Origin of the sequence: Citricoccus sp. NPDC079358, assembly GCF_040702545.1 — a bacterium.
In the GTDB taxonomy this organism is placed as follows: domain Bacteria; phylum Actinomycetota; class Actinomycetes; order Actinomycetales; family Micrococcaceae; genus Citricoccus.
Genome location: NZ_JBFBLI010000001.1, coordinates 163,883 through 180,984 on the forward strand (window position 1 = coordinate 163,883; position 17,102 = coordinate 180,984).

At 66.0% G+C, this 17,102-nt stretch carries 21 protein-coding genes; 18 read left to right on the plus strand and 3 right to left on the minus strand.

Annotated features, from left to right (window positions below; genetic code table 11):
- Window positions 1–17 precede the first annotated feature (17 nt).
- The 14 genes from rplF (at window position 18) to rplQ (ending at window position 9,563) form a co-directional block, all read left to right on the plus strand.
- Window positions 18–551 carry a 50S ribosomal protein L6 gene (gene rplF / locus AB0333_RS00765; RefSeq protein WP_188806053.1) on the plus strand — a complete coding sequence of 178 codons (534 nt, stop codon included), beginning with the start codon at window positions 18–20 and terminating at the stop codon, window positions 549–551.
- A complete protein-coding gene (gene rplR, locus AB0333_RS00770; RefSeq protein ID WP_188806054.1) occupies window positions 551–925 on the plus strand; it encodes a 50S ribosomal protein L18 in 375 nt (124 codons plus the stop codon). The genes rplF and rplR overlap by 1 nt, the downstream gene beginning before the upstream one ends.
- On the plus strand, window positions 922–1,740 hold the full coding sequence (gene rpsE / locus AB0333_RS00775) for a 30S ribosomal protein S5 (RefSeq protein WP_366216872.1): 819 nt from the start codon (window positions 922–924) through the stop codon (window positions 1,738–1,740). Before rplR ends, rpsE begins: the two co-directional genes overlap by 4 nt.
- The gene (gene rpmD, locus AB0333_RS00780) at window positions 1,733–1,960 is read left to right on the plus strand and encodes a 50S ribosomal protein L30 (protein ID WP_344229949.1); all 228 of its coding nucleotides are present in this window, start codon (window positions 1,733–1,735) and stop codon (window positions 1,958–1,960) included. Before rpsE ends, rpmD begins: the two co-directional genes overlap by 8 nt.
- Complete coding sequence (rplO, locus tag AB0333_RS00785; RefSeq protein WP_366216873.1) at window positions 1,953–2,435, plus strand: 50S ribosomal protein L15; 483 nt, start codon at window positions 1,953–1,955, stop codon at window positions 2,433–2,435. Before rpmD ends, rplO begins: the two co-directional genes overlap by 8 nt.
- 281 nt (window positions 2,436–2,716) lie before the next feature.
- The gene (secY, locus tag AB0333_RS00790) at window positions 2,717–4,024 is read left to right on the plus strand and encodes a preprotein translocase subunit SecY (protein WP_366216874.1); all 1,308 of its coding nucleotides are present in this window, start codon (window positions 2,717–2,719) and stop codon (window positions 4,022–4,024) included.
- A 149-nt stretch (window positions 4,025–4,173) separates the two neighbouring features.
- A complete protein-coding gene (locus tag AB0333_RS00795) occupies window positions 4,174–4,809 on the plus strand; it encodes an adenylate kinase (RefSeq protein WP_366216875.1) in 636 nt (211 codons plus the stop codon).
- A 54-nt stretch (window positions 4,810–4,863) separates the two neighbouring features.
- Window positions 4,864–5,703, plus strand: coding sequence for a type I methionyl aminopeptidase (map, locus tag AB0333_RS00800; protein ID WP_366216876.1), 840 nt, complete (start codon window positions 4,864–4,866; stop codon window positions 5,701–5,703).
- Between the two features lie 417 nt (window positions 5,704–6,120).
- A complete protein-coding gene (infA, locus tag AB0333_RS00805) occupies window positions 6,121–6,342 on the plus strand; it encodes a translation initiation factor IF-1 (protein WP_010080397.1) in 222 nt (73 codons plus the stop codon).
- Window positions 6,343–6,382: 40 nt separating this feature from the next.
- The gene (gene rpmJ, locus AB0333_RS00810) at window positions 6,383–6,496 is read left to right on the plus strand and encodes a 50S ribosomal protein L36 (protein WP_010145295.1); all 114 of its coding nucleotides are present in this window, start codon (window positions 6,383–6,385) and stop codon (window positions 6,494–6,496) included.
- A 328-nt stretch (window positions 6,497–6,824) separates the two neighbouring features.
- Complete coding sequence (gene rpsM / locus AB0333_RS00815; protein WP_115931873.1) at window positions 6,825–7,193, plus strand: 30S ribosomal protein S13; 369 nt, start codon at window positions 6,825–6,827, stop codon at window positions 7,191–7,193.
- 112 nt (window positions 7,194–7,305) lie between these two features.
- Window positions 7,306–7,710: a 30S ribosomal protein S11 gene (gene rpsK / locus AB0333_RS00820; RefSeq protein WP_115931872.1), complete on the plus strand. Its 405-nt coding sequence runs from the start codon at window positions 7,306–7,308 to the stop codon at window positions 7,708–7,710.
- A 144-nt stretch (window positions 7,711–7,854) separates the two neighbouring features.
- On the plus strand, window positions 7,855–8,850 hold the full coding sequence (locus tag AB0333_RS00825) for a DNA-directed RNA polymerase subunit alpha (RefSeq protein WP_159552306.1): 996 nt from the start codon (window positions 7,855–7,857) through the stop codon (window positions 8,848–8,850).
- Window positions 8,851–8,969: 119 nt separating this feature from the next.
- On the plus strand, window positions 8,970–9,563 hold the full coding sequence (gene rplQ, locus AB0333_RS00830; protein ID WP_366216877.1) for a 50S ribosomal protein L17: 594 nt from the start codon (window positions 8,970–8,972) through the stop codon (window positions 9,561–9,563).
- A gap of 368 nt (window positions 9,564–9,931) precedes the next feature.
- On the opposite strand, the gene AB0333_RS00835 is transcribed toward rplQ, so the two are convergent.
- Entirely contained in the window at window positions 9,932–10,780 is an 849-nt protein-coding gene (locus AB0333_RS00835) for a CPBP family intramembrane glutamic endopeptidase (protein WP_366216878.1), read from the minus strand.
- 36 nt (window positions 10,781–10,816) lie between these two features.
- Between AB0333_RS00835 and truA the strand changes: the two genes are divergently transcribed.
- Complete coding sequence (truA, locus tag AB0333_RS00840) at window positions 10,817–11,698, plus strand: tRNA pseudouridine(38-40) synthase TruA (RefSeq protein WP_366216879.1); 882 nt, start codon at window positions 10,817–10,819, stop codon at window positions 11,696–11,698.
- A 22-nt stretch (window positions 11,699–11,720) separates the two neighbouring features.
- On the opposite strand, the gene AB0333_RS00845 is transcribed toward truA, so the two are convergent.
- The gene (locus tag AB0333_RS00845; RefSeq protein WP_366216880.1) at window positions 11,721–13,772 is read right to left on the minus strand and encodes a DUF222 domain-containing protein; all 2,052 of its coding nucleotides are present in this window, start codon (window positions 13,770–13,772) and stop codon (window positions 11,721–11,723) included.
- A 74-nt stretch (window positions 13,773–13,846) separates the two neighbouring features.
- On the opposite strand from AB0333_RS00845, the gene AB0333_RS00850 reads away from it, so the two are divergent.
- From AB0333_RS00850 to rpsI, 3 genes are all read left to right on the plus strand, one after another.
- On the plus strand, window positions 13,847–14,050 hold the full coding sequence (locus tag AB0333_RS00850; RefSeq protein ID WP_366216881.1) for a hypothetical protein: 204 nt from the start codon (window positions 13,847–13,849) through the stop codon (window positions 14,048–14,050).
- 228 nt (window positions 14,051–14,278) lie between these two features.
- A complete protein-coding gene (rplM, locus tag AB0333_RS00855; protein WP_115931866.1) occupies window positions 14,279–14,722 on the plus strand; it encodes a 50S ribosomal protein L13 in 444 nt (147 codons plus the stop codon).
- A gap of 35 nt (window positions 14,723–14,757) precedes the next feature.
- The gene (gene rpsI, locus AB0333_RS00860; protein ID WP_313817047.1) at window positions 14,758–15,255 is read left to right on the plus strand and encodes a 30S ribosomal protein S9; all 498 of its coding nucleotides are present in this window, start codon (window positions 14,758–14,760) and stop codon (window positions 15,253–15,255) included.
- A gap of 190 nt (window positions 15,256–15,445) precedes the next feature.
- Here the strand turns inward: rpsI and AB0333_RS00865 are convergent, their stop codons facing one another.
- Entirely contained in the window at window positions 15,446–16,663 is a 1,218-nt protein-coding gene (locus AB0333_RS00865) for an N-acetylmuramoyl-L-alanine amidase (protein ID WP_366216882.1), read from the minus strand.
- Window positions 16,664–17,102 lie beyond the last annotated feature (439 nt).

Consider the following 17,102-nt stretch of genomic DNA (forward strand, 5'->3'; position numbering starts at 1 on the left):
AGAAAGGTAGAACAGACATGTCACGTATTGGACGTCTTCCGATTACCGTGCCGTCCGGCGTCGAGATCAAGATCGACGGATCGAACGTTGCCGTGAAGGGCCCCAAGGGCGAGCTGAGCCACGCTGTGGCCAGCCCGATCGAGGTCTCGTTCGAGGAGGGCACCATCACGGTGACCCGCCCGAACGACGAGCGCGAATCGCGTTCGCTGCACGGCCTGACCCGTACCCTCATCTCGAACATGATCGTCGGTGTCACCGACGGTTACGAGAAGCAGCTCGAGGTCATCGGCACCGGTTACCGCGTGCTCGCCAAGGGCTCGGACCTCGAATTCGCCCTCGGCTACTCGCACCCCGTTCCCGTCAAGGCCCCGGAGGGAATCTCCTTCAAGGTCGAGGGCAACAAGGTGACCGTGGTCGGCATCGACAAGCAGCGCGTCGGCGAGACCGCTGCGAACATCCGCAAGCTGCGCCGTCCTGACCCGTACAAGGGCAAGGGTGTGCGTTACGCAGGCGAGGTTATTCGCCGCAAGGCCGGAAAGGCAGGTAAGTAATGTCCACGCTGAAAGTGAAGGGCAAGGGGAAGTTCGTTTCCCGCACCCGCCGCCACTTGCGCGTCCGCAAGCGGATCTCCGGCACTGCCGTCCGTCCCCGTCTGGTGGTCAACCGCTCTGCACGTCACATCTTCGTGCAGGTCGTGGACGACACCCGCGGTGTCACCCTGGCCTCGGCCTCCACCATGGAAGCCGACCTGCGCGCCTTCGAGGGCGACAAGTCCGCCAAGGCGAAGAAGGTCGGCGAGCTGGTGGCCGAGCGTTCCAAGGCCGCCGGCATTGAGGCCGTGGTCTTCGACCGCGGCGGCAACAAGTACCACGGTCGCGTGGCCGCCGTCGCTGACGGTGCCCGGGAAGGTGGGCTGCAGCTGTGAGCGAGTCGAACACCGAGAGCAACAAGAAGGACACTCAGGTGACCGAAAACACCGAGAACACTGCCGTGGGCGGCGCGTCTGAGACCGCTGCCGGCTCGGCCAGCCAGTCCACTGAAGGCCAGGGCAACCGTGGCGGCCGTGGCGGCAACGACCGCGGCCGCGGCAACGCCGGTGGTAACGACCGTGGCAACGCGGGCGGCAACGACCGCGGTGGCCGTGGCGGACGCCGCGACGACCGTGGTGGCCGTGGCGGTCGCGATGACGACAAGGACAAGTTCCTGGAGCGCGTCGTGGCCATCAACCGTGTGTCCAAGGTCGTCAAGGGTGGTCGTCGGTTCTCCTTCACCGCCCTGGTGATCGTGGGCGACGGCGACGGCCTGGTGGGCGTCGGCTACGGCAAGGCCAAGGAAGTTCCGGCAGCCATCCAGAAGGGCGTTGAAGAGGCCAAGAAGTCCTTCTTCCGCGTCCCGCGCGTCGGCTCCACCATCCCGCACCTCGTGCAGGGTGAGGACGCCGCCGGTGTGGTGCTCCTGCGTCCGGCTTCCCCGGGTACCGGCGTGATCGCCGGTGGTCCGGTCCGCGCCGTGCTGGAGTGCGCAGGTATTCACGACGTGCTGTCGAAGTCGATGGGGTCCGCCAACGTGATCAACATCGTGCGCGGCACCGTGGATGCCCTCAAGCAGCTGGAGGAGCCCCAGTCCGTGGCTGCCCGTCGTGGCAAGACCCTGGACGAGGTCGCTCCTCACGCGATGCTCCGCACCATGGAGCAGGATCGCGCGAAGAAGAGCGAGAAGGCAGGTGCCGCCAATGGCTAATTTCAGCACGCGTAAGAACGTCGCCGTGAGTGACGCCACGCTGGAAATCACCCAGATCAAGTCCGCCATCGGCGGTAAGCAGAACCAGCGCGACACCCTGCGGTCCCTCGGGCTCAAGCGGATCGGCCACACGGTCAACCGCAAGGCCGATGAGGTCACCGTGGGCATGGTCAACACCGTGCCGCACCTGGTGAAGGTTGAGGAGGTCAACCATGGCTGATGAACGCTCAGTTGACAGCACTGTCGAAGGCGCCAACGCGATCAAGGTCCACGACCTGCGTCCGGCCCCCGGCGCCAAGAAGTCCAAGACCCGTGTGGGTCGCGGCGAGGCGTCCAAGGGCAAGACCGCTGGTCGCGGTACCAAGGGCACCAAGGCGCGCTACCAGGTGAAGGCCGGCTTCGAAGGCGGCCAGGTGCCGCTGCAGATGCGTCTGCCGAAGCTGCGTGGCTTCAAGAACCCGTTCAAGGTCGAGTTCCAGGTCGTGAACCTGGACAAGCTGTCGGAGCATTTCCCGGCCGGCGGCGACGTGACCGTGGACGATCTGATCGCCAAGGGCCTGGTCCGCAAGAACCAGCCGGTGAAGGTCCTCGGGACCGGCGAGATCACCGTGGCGGTGAACGTGAAGGCCAACGCCTTCTCGTCCTCCGCAGCGGAGAAGATCTCCGCAGCCGGCGGGTCCACCGAGACCCTCTGAACTGGTCATAGACCGGTTTTGAACCGGTTTTGATTCGGTTTTGAACCGGCTCTGAACCGGCTCTGAACCGGTTGGGTGCGGGCTCCGCGGAGCCTCGCGTTCACCGAAAGTTGGCCCCCGGGCCGCCGTCCATGTGCGATTCACGTGGATAGCGGCACGGGGGCCTTCTTCTTTCCGTTAGACTCGGTCAGTGGTTCCGGCAACGGTTCTGCCGAAGGCAACCCTTCGTCGGTTCCGCGTTCCGCGTCCCATCACAGCACCATCCACCTCCAGGAGGACGCTTGTTCAGCGCGATTGCCCGGGTTTTCCGGACGCCCGACCTGCGGCGAAAGATCTGGTTCACCCTAGGGATCGTCGTCATCTACCGGCTCGGGGCGTTCGTTCCCGCCCCCGGTGTTGACTACGGGACCGTGCAGGTCTGCCTGGACCAGGGCAACACCACGGGCGGCCTGTACTCGTTCGTGAACATGTTCTCCGGTGGCGCGATGCTGCAGGTCTCCGTCTTCGCCCTCGGCATCATGCCGTACATCACGGCGGCCATCATCGTGCAGCTGCTGCGGGTGGTCATTCCCCGCTTCGAGGAGCTGCAGAAGGAAGGCGCCCAGGGCCAGTCCAAGCTGACCCAGTACACGCGCTACCTCACCGTGGCCCTGGCCCTGCTGAACGCCACCACGATCGTCTCGCTGGCCCGCACCGGCGCCCTGCTCGGCTGCAACCTGCCGATCGTGCCCGATGACAGCCTTCCGGTGATCCTGCTGATGATCGCCACCCTGACCTCGGGCACCGTCCTGATCATGTGGCTCGGCGAACTCATCACCGAGCGGGGTGTCGGCAACGGCATGTCCCTGCTGATCTTCCTGTCCATCGCCGCCGGCTTCCCCGCGGGCCTGGGCCAGATCTGGTCCACCCAGGGCTGGCGCGTGTTCGGCATCGTGATGATCGTCGGCCTGCTGACCATCATGGCCGTGGTGTTCGTGGAGGAGTCCCAGCGCCGCATCCCCGTGCAGTACGCCAAGCGTCAGATCGGCCGCCGCACCGTGGGCGGGACATCCACGTACATCCCGATCAAGGTGAACATGGCCGGCGTGATCCCGGTGATCTTCGCGTCCTCGATCATGATGCTCCCGGGCATCCTCATCCAGTTCAACACCCCGCAGGACGGCACCACGCCGCCGCAGTGGGTCATCTTCCTCTCCGAGTACTTCGGCACCGGCTCGCACCCGGTCTACATGATCCTGTTCTTCTTGTTGACGATCGGCTTCACGTACTTCTACGTGACGATCACGTTCAACCCGGTCGAGATCAGCGACAACATGAAGAAATACGGCGGCTTCATCCCCGGTGTCCGTGCGGGCCGACCGACCGAGAAGTACCTCGAATACGTCATCAGCAGGATCACCTTCCCGGGAGCGTTGTACCTTGGTGTCCTGGCGATGATCCCGATGATCGCCTTCGTGCTGATCAACGCCGACCAGAATTTCCCGTTCGGCGGCATCTCGATCCTCATCATGGTGGGCGTTGCGTTGCAGACCATCAAGCAGATCAATGCGCAGATGGAGCAGCACAACTACGAGGGACTGCTGCGGTAGCGCACCTCCACCGCCGCGGTGACGCCGGGTCCAGCGTTGGGCCGGGCGCCTCCGTACAGCCGTCATCCGAGGGCCGGCACCACAGACGTAACCCCCAGACGTACTCCTGAAAACCGAATATTCACGCTGATCGACAGTAAGGAATACCTATGACCCGCATGCTGATGATGGGCCCTCCCGGGTCCGGCAAGGGCACCCAGGCTTCCCGTATTGCGGACAAGCTCGGCATCGTGGCCATTTCCACGGGCGACATCTTCCGGTACAACGTCAAGGAAATGACGGAGCTCGGCAAGGAAGCCAAGAAGTACATGGACAATGGCGACTTCGTCCCGGACGAGGTCACCAACCGCATGGTCGCCGACCGCATCCGCCAGTCCGACGCCGAGCACGGCTTCCTGCTGGACGGTTACCCGCGCACCGCCGGCCAGGTGGAGGCCCTTGACGGCTTCCTGACGGAGGACGGCCAGGCCCTGACCGTCGTCATCGAGCTGACGGTCCCGGATGAGGAGCTCGTCGCACGACTGCTCAACCGTGCGGAGACCGATGGGCGGGCCGACGACACCGCCGAGGTCATCCAGCACCGCCTGGATCTCTACCACGAGCAGACCGAAGCCGTGATCGAGTCCTACGTGTCCCGTGGCATCGTGGCCCGCGTGGACGGCACCGGTCAGATCGACGACATCACCGAGCGTCTGCTCCAGTCGGTGTACTCCGTCCGTACGCGCACCGGCAGCCTTCCCGTGGTCCAGCCGATCGGCCAGGGCGACGGCGAGAACCCCGAGTAGTCGCGGACCCGTCAGCAAGCACCCGCACCACGAAGGATCCGAGAAACCGCAGTGATGAACCGCCGCCAGATCGAACTGAAGTCCGTCCCGCAGATGCAGACCATGCATCGTGCCGGACTGGTCCTTCACCGCGCCCTGGACGCGGCCGTGGCGGCGGCAGTCCCGGGAACGACGACGGCCGCCGTCGACGCCGTGTTCGCTGCGGTTCTCGAGGAGGCCGGCGCCACGCCGAACTTCCTGCGCTACTACGGCTACCCGGCCACCATCTGCGCCTCGGTCAACGAGGAAGTGGTGCACGGGATCCCGGGGGAGCGGGTCCTCCAGTCCGGGGACGTGCTCAAGATCGACGGTGGCTGCATCATCGACGGGTGGCACTCCGACTCGGCCCGGACCGTGGTGCTGGGTTCCTCAGCCGCCGGAACGGCGGACCCCGAGGACGAGCGGCTGTCCGAGATCACCCGGCAGGCCCTGTGGCACGGCATCGCGGCGTTCGCCACGGCCAAGTACATCGGTGACATCGGTGACGCCATCGACGACTTCGTCACCTCGCAGCCGGGAGCTCCGCTGGGCATCCTGCAGGACTACGTGGGCCACGGCATCGGCACCGCCATGCACCAGGCACCGGATGTGCTGAACTACCGGTCCCGACACCGCGGCCCCAAGGTCAAGCCGGGGCTGTGCCTGGCGATCGAGCCGATGCTCGTGCGCGGCGGCCTGGCCACGGACGTCCTCGCCGACGACTGGACCGTGGTGACCCGTGACGGGGCCCGTGCCAGCCAGTGGGAGCACTCGGTCGCGCGGCATCGCGGCGGCATCTGGGTGCTGACCATGCCCGACGGCGGCGCGGCCGATCTCGCGCCGCTCGGCGTGGTGCCCGTCCCGATCGGCGAGTAAAGCACGGCTGTCGGGCGCAGCGGTTGAGCGCAACTGAAGCCGAGCCTGCTTGAGCTCAACGGCACCCACGGCCGCATCCCTTTCCCCATGGCTGCTGCCCCTTTCCCCACGGCTGTGACCCCTTCCCCCCATGGCTGCTACCCCTTTCTGGAGGACCGGTCAACTCCGACGCGGGTGAATTTCACTTCTGTGCCCGAAACCAGTAGTATTGCTTGCTGGTTGTCTCTGCGGTGCGCCGTGTCCTGGGGAGTCCTTTCGGAATTCACCAGGTACCTCTGGAATGCGCCCTGGTGGTCAGCCGGAAACATCCCCGCCTGGTTTCATCCGTCCAACGGACGTGGGGTATTCGAGTCGCCTGCGATCCGGATGCACCACCCGCGCCGACGCCTGGAGTCTGGCACAACGTAAGTGGAGGACATGGCTAAGAAGGAAGGTGTCATCGAGGTCGAGGGCACGGTCAGTGAAGCATTGCCGAACGCAATGTTCCGCGTCCGTCTCCAGAACGAGCATGTTGTTCTGGCCACGATCTCGGGAAAGATGCGTCAGCACTACATCCGAATCCTCCCCGAGGACCGGGTCGTCGTGGAACTTAGCCCGTACGACCTTAACCGGGGTCGTATCGTGTACCGCTACAAGTAAACCCATCCACCACTAAACAGCAAGCGCTGGAGGAGGAACCATGAAGGTTCAGCCGAGCGTGAAGCGGATCTGTGACAAGTGCCAGGTGGTGCGCCGTAAGGGCCGCGTCCTGGTGATCTGCGAGAACCCACGCCACAAGCAGCGCCAGGGCTGACCTCGTCTTTCGACGGGATCGTCCACGCGCAGCACCTTTAGGTCGGCCGGAGCACAACCGGATGACCAGGTCCAACCGGACCAAACAGCAGCACAGCCGGAATCCGCGGATTCCCCTCTGAGTCCCTCCGGGATCCAGCAGGGGCCGAGGTGAACGGCAACCCCTGGACGCAAGGGCCGGGGACCCGAACCGCGGCAACGCCGGTCGGCGGAATGAAACTCCGGAACTTCGCCGGAACCGTCACCAGGGCACCGCAGGGAAGAGATTCCCGGGGGAGGGGACGTGCTGGTGCAGACCTTTGCTTCTGAAGAACAAGGAGGACGGCCATATGGCACGTCTAGCAGGCGTCGACATCCCGCGCGAAAAGCGCGTCGTCATCGCTCTCACGTACATCTTCGGTGTGGGCCAGACCCGCTCCGAGCAGGCCATCGAGGCGACGGGTATCGACCCGAACACCCGCGTCAAGGACCTGGCAGACGAACAGCTGGTTGCACTGCGCGACTACATCGAGGCCAACTTCAAGGTGGAGGGTGACCTGCGCCGCGAGGTGGCAGCCGACATCCGCCGCAAGGTCGAGATCGGCTCCTACCAGGGCATCCGCCACCGCCGCGGCATGCCCGTCCACGGCCAGCGCACGAAGACCAACGCCCGTACCCGCAAGGGCCCGAAGAAGACTGTCGCCGGCAAGAAGAAGTAGTCACCCGGAACGGGACGGCCTCCGCGCCGCCTCCCCGCTTCACGGTTGCCTCCGGCTTCTCCCCAGCAAGACAGTCACTTCCGCACAACACCAGCTTTCGTAGGAGAGACACATGCCCCCCAAGACACGTGCTGCGGTCACCCGCAAGCCTCGTCGCAAGGACAAGAAGAACATCACCGTGGGCCAGGCCCACATCAAGAGCACCTTCAACAACACCATCGTGTCCATCACGGACACCACCGGTGCTGTCATCTCGTGGGCCTCGGCCGGCGATGTGGGATTCAAGGGCTCGCGCAAGTCCACCCCCTATGCTGCACAGATGGCTGCCGAGAAGGCTGCCAAGGCCGCTCAGGAGCACGGACTGCGCAAGGTTGACGTTTTCGTGAAGGGTCCCGGCTCCGGCCGCGAGACCGCGATCCGCTCGCTCCAGGCCGCTGGCCTCGAGGTCGGCTCCATCTCGGACGTCACCCCTTCTGCCCACAACGGTTGCCGCCCGGCCAAGCGCCGCCGCGTCTGACCTCGTACCGAGCGCACGCCCCTCGGCTGGTTCCCGGCTTGTCCGGGCAGCCGGGGCGTGCGCATCGGTGCACTCCCGCCCACCCCATTCGTTTCCACCCATCGTGTGCGTCATATGGCGGACGCTCGCCGAAAGGAAATGTCAGTGCTCATTGCACAGCGCCCCACGCTGACTGAAGAAGTCGTTGCCGACAATCGTTCCCGGTTCATCATCGAACCGCTGGAGCCCGGTTTCGGCTACACCCTCGGAAACTCCCTTCGCCGGACCCTGTTGTCCTCCATCCCGGGCGCTGCTGTCACCAGCATCCGCGTGGATGGGGTGCTGCACGAGTTCAGCACCGTCGCCGGTGTGAAGGAAGATGTCACCGAGGTCATCCTGAACATCAAGAAGCTCTCGGTCTCCTCCGAGCACGATGAGCCCGTGGTCGCCTACCTGCGCAAGCAGGGTCCCGGCGTCGTCACCGCTGCGGACATCACGTCCCCGGCCGGTGTCGAGGTCCACAACCCGGATCTGCACATCGCCACCCTGAACGGCAAGGGCAAGTTCGACATGGAGCTCATCGTCGAGCGTGGCCGCGGCTACGTCACGGCGGCTCAGAACAAGACCGGTGACGCGGAGATCGGCCGGATCCCGGTTGACTCCATCTACTCGCCGGTCCTGAAGGTCACCTTCAAGGTCGAGGCCACCCGCGTGGAGCAGCGCACCGACTTCGATCGCCTCATCCTCGACGTCGAGACCAAGGAGTCCATGCTTCCGCGTGACGCCGTGGCCTCTGCCGGCACCACCCTGGTGGAGCTCTTCGGCCTGGCCCGCGAGCTGAACCTGGAAGCCGAAGGCATCGAGATCGGCCCGAGCCCGACGGACACCACGGTGGCCGCCGATATGGCACTGCCGATCGAGGACCTGGAAATGACCGTGCGCTCCTACAACTGCCTGAAGCGCGAGGGCATCCACACCGTCGGCGAGCTCGTTGCTCGCTCCGAGGCCGATCTCATGGACATCCGGAACTTCGGTGCCAAGTCCATCGACGAGGTCAAGGAAAAGCTGACCGAACTGGGTCTGTCCCTGAAGGACTCCCCGGCTGGCTATGACCCCTCGCTGCACTCCCAGGAGTCCGAGGAGTCCTACGGCGAGTACTGAGCCGTGAACCAGGATCGGGCTTCGGCCAGGTCTTGAGTCACTCTCTTCTCTCGCTGTACCACCACCAATAGTGTCCTGATGGCCGGCAGCCGTCAGGGTCCATCTGAGGAGAAACACCAATGCCTACCCCCACTAAGGGACCGCGCCTGGGCGGCGGCCCTGCCCACGAGCGGATCATGCTGGCCAACCTGTCGGCCAACCTGTTCGAGCACAAGAAGATCACCACGACGGTCACCAAGGCCAAGCGCCTGCGTCCCTTCGCCGAGCGTTTGATCACCTTCGCCAAGAAGGGTGATCTGGCTTCGCGTCGCAAGGTCCAGGGCATCATCTCGGCCAAGAACCGCACCAACAAGACCATCGTGCACGAGCTGTTCACGGTGATCGGCCCGGCCATGGCCGAGCGCGAGGGTGGCTACACCCGGATCACCAAGATCGGCAACCGTCACGGTGACAACGCCCCGATGGCAGTCATTGAGCTCGTCATGGAGCCGGTGTCCCCGAAGCAGGCCGTGGTCAAGGAAGCCGAGAAGGCTGCGGAGACCGCTGCTCCGGCTGAGGCTCCCGTGGCCGAGGCTGAGGTTGCCGAGACCGAGTCTGCCGACGCTCCGGCTGCTGAGGCTCCGGCTGCTGAAGCCGAAGCCGCTGAGGCTCCGGCTGCTGAGGTTGAAGCCGCTGAGGCTCCTGCCGCAGAGGAGAAGACCGAAGAGAAGTGATTTTCTCGGTCTGATCCGGCTGTCTGCAGAGGATTCTTCAGACACCATCCGAACGACCCGTTCCGATGCACATCACGTGCGGAGGGACGGGTCGTTGGGTTTAACGGCCGCAACGGCAGTCTCCTCCGGTAGCGGCTCGCCGACGGTCCTTGTGGTGCTTCTGGTTGCGGCGGTCGTCGCGATTGTTCCGGTCCCGTCATGGGGCCCGGCTCGTTCGCGGCAGGCCAGTATGGGCCAGCGGGCCAGCGGGCCAGCGGGCCAGCGGGTCAGCGGGTCACCGCGTCGGTGGGGCCGGTGGGGCCGGGGGCCCAGTCCAGCGAGTCAGCGGGTCAGAGGATGTGAGCCGACGGTGGAGGACGTCAGAGGAATTAGACGAGCCCAGACGTGAGGAGGAAGATGGCGCCGCCGTGGGCCACGGTCGCCCCGAGGACGCCGTGACGCATTGCGATGACGGCACAGACGAGTCCTTCGAACAAGGTGAAAGCGAGCAGCGGCCAACCCAGGCCGGTCAGATTGTAGGCGAGGAATAGGTGCCCCGCGGCAAAGATGAGTGCCGAGAGCAGTGCTGCACGCCATCGGCCGGACCGTCCCGGCAAGTGGTCCTCCAGATGGGCCTGGAGGAATCCACGGAACAGGACCTCCTCCACCAGATTCCCGCAGAGGGCGAAGACGGCCAGGAGGACCACCACACCGGCGGCTACCGACCCGCCGCGCTGCTCAACGGGAATCACGGGACGGGCGAAGGGCGTCTCCTCCAGGAGGGGGAACCACTCGACCAGGGTGCCGTGAAGGTATAGGAAGGGCAGCGTGATCACCACGACGCCCACCAGGCCCACGAGTGCTGAGATCCACCATCGTCGCCCCGTCCACAGCACGATCCACCGGAGGTCCCGGCACGCGAAGACGATCGCCGCGGCGAGGGCCAGCGATGCCAGGGCCATCACCAGGAGGGCGATGGGATCGTCAGTGAAGCGCAACCACAAGACGGGTGGCTCGAACGCGTCGGCGGCCGTCGAGGCGCTGGACTGAGCTACCACGCCGAAGGTCCACAACCCGTGGGGACTCATCGCATCGCGGACGAAGATGAACCCGAGGACCAGCATCAGGATACGCACGCCGTGCGCCTGCCGCGGCAGCAGGGCCACGATGATGCCGACCAGCAGCACGCCGGGCAGCACGGTCAACAGATAGGCCACCCACGGCTCAAGGTTCTCCATTCTGTCCATTCTGGCCCGGGATTTAGAATGATCCCCATGCCCACGCCGTCTGATCCCGCCCTCGTCCGTGTCCGGATGGATTTGGCCTATGACGGCACCGACTACAAGGGCTGGGCCGCTCAACCGGGGCTGCGGACCGTTCAGGGCGCGCTCGAGGAGGGCCTGGCCACGATCATCCGCCGCCCCGTCCGCACCGTGGTCGCCGGCCGCACTGATGCAGGGGTGCACGCCCGTGGTCAGGTCGTGCACTTTGACCTGACCGAGGCTGAATGGAACGCGGTGACACGAAATCCGGACGCGGCCGGGCCGGCGTCGACCTTGGTGCGGCGTCTCAGCGGCGTTTTGAGCCGCGAACGGGGTGCGTTGGTGGTGATGGGAGCTTCCTTGGCGCCCGAGGGGTTTGATGCGCGGTTCTCGGCGTTGTGGCGCTCGTACCGATATGCCATCAGCGATTCCTCCGAGACGCGGGACCCGCTGAACCGTCGCTCCACGTATTGGCACAAGGAACCGTTGGATGCCGAGGTGATGGACGCCGAGGCGAAGGCCGTGCTCGGTCTCCACGACTTCTTGACGTTCTGCAAGCCGCGGGAGGGCGCCACGACCATCCGTGAACTGCAGGACTTCGGCTTCACCCGTGACCGGCAGTCGGGGTTGATCACCGCCCAACTCCAGGCGGACGCGTTCTGTCACAACATGGTTCGGGCCCTCGTAGCAGCCGTCGTGCAGGTGGGGGAGGGGCGCCATCCTGCTGGCTGGGTCAGCGAACGTTTGGAAGCCATGGTCCGTGACTCGCAGACCCGGCTCGCTCCGCCGCACGCCTTGGTCCTGGAGCACGTCGAATACCCGGACGCTGGATCCGATCCTCGTGCTTTGGCTTCCCGCGCAGCTGGCACACGGGCGCGGCGGACGGTCGGATAACGCCTGCCCGTCATCCACGGGCCTATCTCCGCCAGAACCGATTGCGCTGTGGTTGTCGCCGTGGATCCAGATAGGGGGCCGGTATGAACCAGGGCCGGCCGGAGTCCATGTCGATGTCCCACGCGCCGGCGTGGATAGCGTGATGGTGGTGATTGCAGAGCAGGACCCCGTTGTCGACTGAGGTGGGTCCGCCGTGTTCCCAGTGTTCGACATGGTGCACGTCGCACCACGGTGCCGGGATCCAGCAACCGGGTGCGGCGCACCCTCCATCGCGTGCGGCGACGGCCTGACGGAGACGGGCGGGGAAAAGGCGCTGCGCGCGGCCGAGGTCGAGCACCTCGCCGCTCGATCCGAGCACCACCGGCACGATATCCGCATCACAGGCCATGGTGCGGATCGTGGTGGGGTGGATCGGCCCGGTGAAGGTTGCCGAAGACTCGAACTGCAGGAGATCGTCAGCGGTGACCGCGCCGGTCTTCTCCAGGTCGCCCAGCAACGTGTGGAAGTCGATCAGGACTGAGACCTGGGGACGAGTGCCACCCGTCGAGGGAAGTTGGTCCGTTTCGATCATGGCCAGACCGCCGGCGATGCACGCCATCAGCCCATCGAGTTGCTTCTGCTGGGTTGAGCGTGGATCGATCGCCGTGACCGCCGTCAAGGAACCGTCCTGCTCGGAATGGACCTCCGCCGTCAACAGCGGATTCACACTGTCGCTCCCAGCGACGTCGCCGTCGCCACCCTCATAGCCGGATACATCTAGTGACTGGCCGCGGTAGGACGCACGTGGATTGGTCGCGGCGTTCGCCACTGTCAGCAGGTACTCGTTCTGTTCATCGTTGACGGCGAGCAGCCACTGATGCAGGCCATTGCGTTCACCCTTGCGGATCAGGCCCTGTAACTGGGGCAGCGTGGCGTCGTTCGGCTCGGAGCCATCGGGATCCACGGCCGCTTCGGCCCATTTCAGCCAGTGGGCCGCGACTTTGCGCAGTGTGCCCGGGTCCACGGATTCGGCTTGCGTCACCAGGCGATCCTCGCCGTCCTCGACGAGTTCGGAGACAGCCTGCGGGTCGGCCCCCACGCGACGAGCCATCTGCCGGACGTTGTCCAAGGCCGTGGTGATGATGTCCACGGCCGCACGGTCCACTTTCCCCTCATGGACGACGGCGGACAGCCGAGGGAGGGCGGGAGCCAACGACTCGCCAGACAGCGTGCGGGTCGGACGCAGGGTGGCCGCCCAGCGCGTCCGCCGCCGAGCTTCGGTGCCGTCGATGCGCAGGGCGAGCTTGAGGTAGTCGGTTGCATCGCGGAATGCGGTCTTCCCTTCAGGGAGTCCCAGGAGCCGGCGACGCTCTGGCGGATTGTCGAAGGCGTCCACCGTGTGACCTGTCAAGGTCATCTGGGCCGCCGCGACGGAGCGCCCGACCGTCTCCAGGACCTGGTGCAGCAGCGGAAGGGTGACGGTGACTGGTTGAGCGGGGGGCTGCCCGGTCTGGTCAGTGGCGGAGACAGTGGCTGGGACAGGGACAGGTACAGAGGAATGGGTGGCGACAGTGGCAGATGAGAAGTCCGGCTCCGCTGCGTCGTCTGAATCCTGCTCAGCTGGAGCGGGGGACAGCATGGCTCCCCAGTCTCTGCCGCCGGTGGCGTCGGGTGAGGCCATGGACGCCAGTTCACTGAAGGCCTCGGGGCCGGATAGCCGATGCACCATGGCTCGAGTGGTCTCTTGCAACAAGGCCGTCAGCTGGCCGAGAGGAAGTTCGTGCAGGGCAGCGGCAGGGTGGGGCGTAGAGCTTTGCTCATCGTCGGCCCTGAACGCGCCTCCGTCCTCGCCCCGATGTTCGAGTCCGTGGGTTCGCTCGTCTTCGTGTGAGTACTCGTGTTCCTCGGTCATGCCGCCTCCTTCCCCTTCCTCGTAGGCCAATGGTTGGACGCGGGCGGGTGCCTTCCGCTGTTTCGTGCCGGTTTTCCGTTGGCAGTATGGGAACATGTGTTCGAATACGTCCATTCGATCACATCCGACAGGCGCCGGAAAGGCTTTCTCAAAATCTGTGGATGACACGCCGTGATCAGTCATCTGTGGAGTAGTACGTCGAGGGTGAGGTCGAGGTCGAGGGTGAGGTCGAGGGCGAGGGCGAGGGCGAGGTCGACGTGGAGGTCGAGGTTAACGTGGAGGTCGACGCGGAGGGCGAGGTCGACGTGGAGGTGGAGATCGACGTCGACGTCGAGGTCGAGTCGAAGTTGAGCTCATCCCGTCCCGTCCCGTCCCGTCCCGCCGCCCGTCCGCCGGCCTCCCTTCGTGCGCCGTTTCCCCTGAATTCCAGCTGCTTTGCCCCTGCTGCGCGGACACGGTAGTATTGACCTTCGTTGTGCGTGTCCTTTCCCGGATTCGCTGTACCCTCGGGTGGCCTGGTTGCATGGTCGCGATAGCCCAGGGCGCCGCCGGGAAGCTTTCGGACCCGGCCTCACTCCAGTCCTCACCTGGCGTACCGGCTGCGCACCGATGAACTCAGTGACTGGCCCACGGACTCACCGCCGCGGGCCGGAAATCTGTAACCGACACCGAACACGAAGGCAAACAACGTGCGTACGTACACCCCGAAGCCCGGCGATGCCGACCGCCAGTGGCACGTCATTGACGCCACTGATGTCGTGCTGGGTCGTCTTGCCAGCCAGACCGCAACACTGCTGCGCGGAAAGCACAAGCCGACCTTCGCCCCCCACATGGACATGGGCGATTTCGTCATCATCATCAATGCCGAGAAGGTGGCCCTGACCGGCGCCAAGCTCGAGAAGAAGCGCGCCTACCGACACTCCGGTTTCCCGGGTGGTCTCTCCTCTGTCTCCTACGCGGAGCTGCTGGAGAAGAACCCGGTGCGCGCCGTGGAGAAGGCCGTCCGCGGCATGCTCCCGAAGAACTCCCTGGCCGCTGAGCAGCTGCACAAGCTCAAGGTGTACCGCGGTGCCGAGCACCCCCACACCGCCCAGCAGCCCAAGACATACGAAATCGGCCAGGTCGCCCAGTAACGGGTCAGCACCACCACAATCTTTCAAGGAGAACCATGACTCTCAACGAGAATGAGTCCACCGAGGAAGTGGAGCTGACCAGCTACACCTCCGAGTCCACCAATGCCCCCGAGGCTGTTGCTGTCGCTGAGCGCCCCGCGCTGACCGTCGGCGGCGGCGCCGTGGGTCGCCGCAAGCAGGCCATCGCTCGCGTGCGTCTGGTCCCGGGCTCCGGCGCCTGGACCATCAACGGCCGCAGCCTCGAGAACTACTTCCCGAACAAGCTGCACCAGCAGGAAGTCAACGACCCGTTCAAGCTCCTCGAGCTGGAGGGCGCCTATGACGTCATCGTCCGCATCACCGGCGGCGGCCCCTCGGGTCAGTCCGGTGCCGTGCGCCTCGGTGTCGCCCGTGCCCTGAACGAGATCGACCGCGAGAACAACCGCGCCGCTCTCAAGAAGGCCGGATTCCTGACCCGCGACGCCCGCGTCGTCGAGCGCAAGAAGGCCGGCCTCAAGAAGGCCCGCAAGGCCTCGCAGTTCTCGAAGCGCTGATCTTCACGCTGCCCCTGCTGGGCGGGACCACTTCGGCGGTCTCGCCCAGCACGCAGTAGCGCAGGAGCAATCCCGCGCACGACGCCGGCCGGTCACCCGGCGCGCGTCGACCCACGGAACCCCGTGGTCCCGTTCCCTTCGTGGAACCGGGACCACGGGGTTTTGTCTTGCCCCAGAGACGACCGCCGGGCTACTGCCCGTGCTTCAGGGCGGCCCACGTCTCGGCGCCGGCCACGCCGTCCACGGCCAGTCCGCGGGCCTTCTGGTAGGCGGAGACGGCGGCCTCGGTCTGGTCCCCGAAGTGGCCGTCGGTGGCCAGGTCAACGCCGCTGGAGGCCTTCAGGCCCCGCTGCAGGTACTCGACCTCGGTGCCGCTGTCCCCGGAGCTCACGGTCGAGCCCGCGGCGTGGTGCGTCGCGAGGGCGCCCCAGGTCCGCGGACCGGCGATGCCGTCCACACCGGTGCCGAGCGAAGACTGGTACTCGCGCAGGGCCTTCTCGGTGGCGGGACCGAACACGCCATCGGCGGCGCCGGGATCGTGACCGATGACGTCGAGGGTGACCTGAACCCGGCGCACGGCGTCGCCTTCGTCACCCAGACGCACGGTGGGGTAGTCGCCGGACGGTCCCGAGCCGCCGTCGACCCCGTTGGCCAGCGCCGAGGCCACCTCACCACGCAGGGCGGACAGCTTGCCGTAGAAGGCGTCACCGCAGCACAGCGTCTGGGCGCCGGGCACGTCCCGGTGCGCGATGATCCGGTCCACGTCCAACCCGTAGCGCTGGCAGATGAAGGCACTGAGATGCACGAGGGAGCTCCACTGCGCGTCCGTGGGGACGTCGTGCGTGTACATCCCGTCGACCTCGATGCCCACCGACTGGTCATTGAAACCGTAGGCGTGCGCGCCCTCGATGAAGCGGGTCCCGTCCACCACGGCGTCGAGCGAGCCGTGCCGGCCCTCGAGCATCTGGCCGCCGCGGGCGATGGTGAACTGCTGGCCCGTGTCCGCCCAGCCGTTGGTCATGTGGTTCCGCTGGATCAGCCGGGCCACCTCCATGGCGGCGGCATCGGAGAAGTCGTCCGAGTTCACGTGCGTGGTGTGGTGGATGACCAGGTGCGTCGGCCGACGCGTGAGGGTCGGGAGTGGCCCCTTGGCGGCTGAGGCACCCCAGTCGTTCGTGGAGAGGATGTCCGGCCGGCTCACCGTGGCGGCGAATGCCGGGGTGGTGGAGGCGGAGATCGCGGTCCCGAAGGCGATGACGCCGCCCAGGGCGGCGGTGCCCTGCAGCAGCCGTCGTCGGGACAGGCGGGCCGGTCGGGAGGCCACGGGCACAGATGCGACTGCCGCGGTGGGTGCGGGGGCGAACGCCGGTGCAGGGGAGGGGACTGGTGCGGTGATGTGGTCTGTCACGTCAGGCTCCATTCAGGACGGCTCGCCATCTCGCGGGGGACTGCCGGGGAAGCACGCGAGGGGACGGAGACCGCTGGTGGTGGTCGACTTGAGACGGTGTCCCCACCGTACGCACGTGACCTGCATCAATGCCGGTAGAAACGCCGACGCCGGCCCGGTCCTGCCGGTCGGTGCGATCCCCGGCCCGCACTGGCTGACGGCTGGCCCCTGCGATGTCACCGCCGGGCCCACTCCATACGACAATGGACAGATTGGCCATCACCCCGAGGAGTCCGAGCATGCCGACATCGCCTGATCCGCAGGCTCCGCAAGCTCTCCAGGGCGCAGAGACTCCGCGGGCTGCGCGGGCTCCGCGGGATTCCCGGTCTGGTCCGCAAGCTCCGCAGCCACCCAGCACCGCCGGCCGGTTGCTGTGGCGCGCGATCCGCCGTCGTCGGGG

Bases quoted from the DNA above. Each gene is read 5' to 3' on its own strand.
- rplF (WP_188806053.1), top strand. From the start codon at position 18: ATGTCACGTATTGGACGTCTTCCGATTACCGTGCCGTCCGGCGTCGAG.
- rplR (WP_188806054.1), top strand. From the start codon at position 551: ATGTCCACGCTGAAAGTGAAGGGCAAGGGGAAGTTCGTTTCCCGCACC.
- rpmD (WP_344229949.1), top strand. From the start codon at position 1,733: ATGGCTAATTTCAGCACGCGTAAGAACGTCGCCGTGAGTGACGCCACG.
- rplO (WP_366216873.1), top strand. From the start codon at position 1,953: ATGGCTGATGAACGCTCAGTTGACAGCACTGTCGAAGGCGCCAACGCG.
- AB0333_RS00795 (WP_366216875.1), top strand. From the start codon at position 4,174: ATGACCCGCATGCTGATGATGGGCCCTCCCGGGTCCGGCAAGGGCACC.
- map (WP_366216876.1), top strand. From the start codon at position 4,864: ATGAACCGCCGCCAGATCGAACTGAAGTCCGTCCCGCAGATGCAGACC.
- infA (WP_010080397.1), top strand. From the start codon at position 6,121: ATGGCTAAGAAGGAAGGTGTCATCGAGGTCGAGGGCACGGTCAGTGAA.
- rpmJ (WP_010145295.1), top strand. From the start codon at position 6,383: ATGAAGGTTCAGCCGAGCGTGAAGCGGATCTGTGACAAGTGCCAGGTG.
- rpsM (WP_115931873.1), top strand. From the start codon at position 6,825: ATGGCACGTCTAGCAGGCGTCGACATCCCGCGCGAAAAGCGCGTCGTC.
- rpsK (WP_115931872.1), top strand. From the start codon at position 7,306: ATGCCCCCCAAGACACGTGCTGCGGTCACCCGCAAGCCTCGTCGCAAG.
- rplQ (WP_366216877.1), top strand. From the start codon at position 8,970: ATGCCTACCCCCACTAAGGGACCGCGCCTGGGCGGCGGCCCTGCCCAC.
- AB0333_RS00835 (WP_366216878.1), bottom strand. From the start codon at position 10,780: ATGGAGAACCTTGAGCCGTGGGTGGCCTATCTGTTGACCGTGCTGCCC.
- truA (WP_366216879.1), top strand. From the start codon at position 10,817: ATGCCCACGCCGTCTGATCCCGCCCTCGTCCGTGTCCGGATGGATTTG.
- AB0333_RS00845 (WP_366216880.1), bottom strand. From the start codon at position 13,772: ATGACTGATCACGGCGTGTCATCCACAGATTTTGAGAAAGCCTTTCCG.
- rpsI (WP_313817047.1), top strand. From the start codon at position 14,758: ATGACTCTCAACGAGAATGAGTCCACCGAGGAAGTGGAGCTGACCAGC.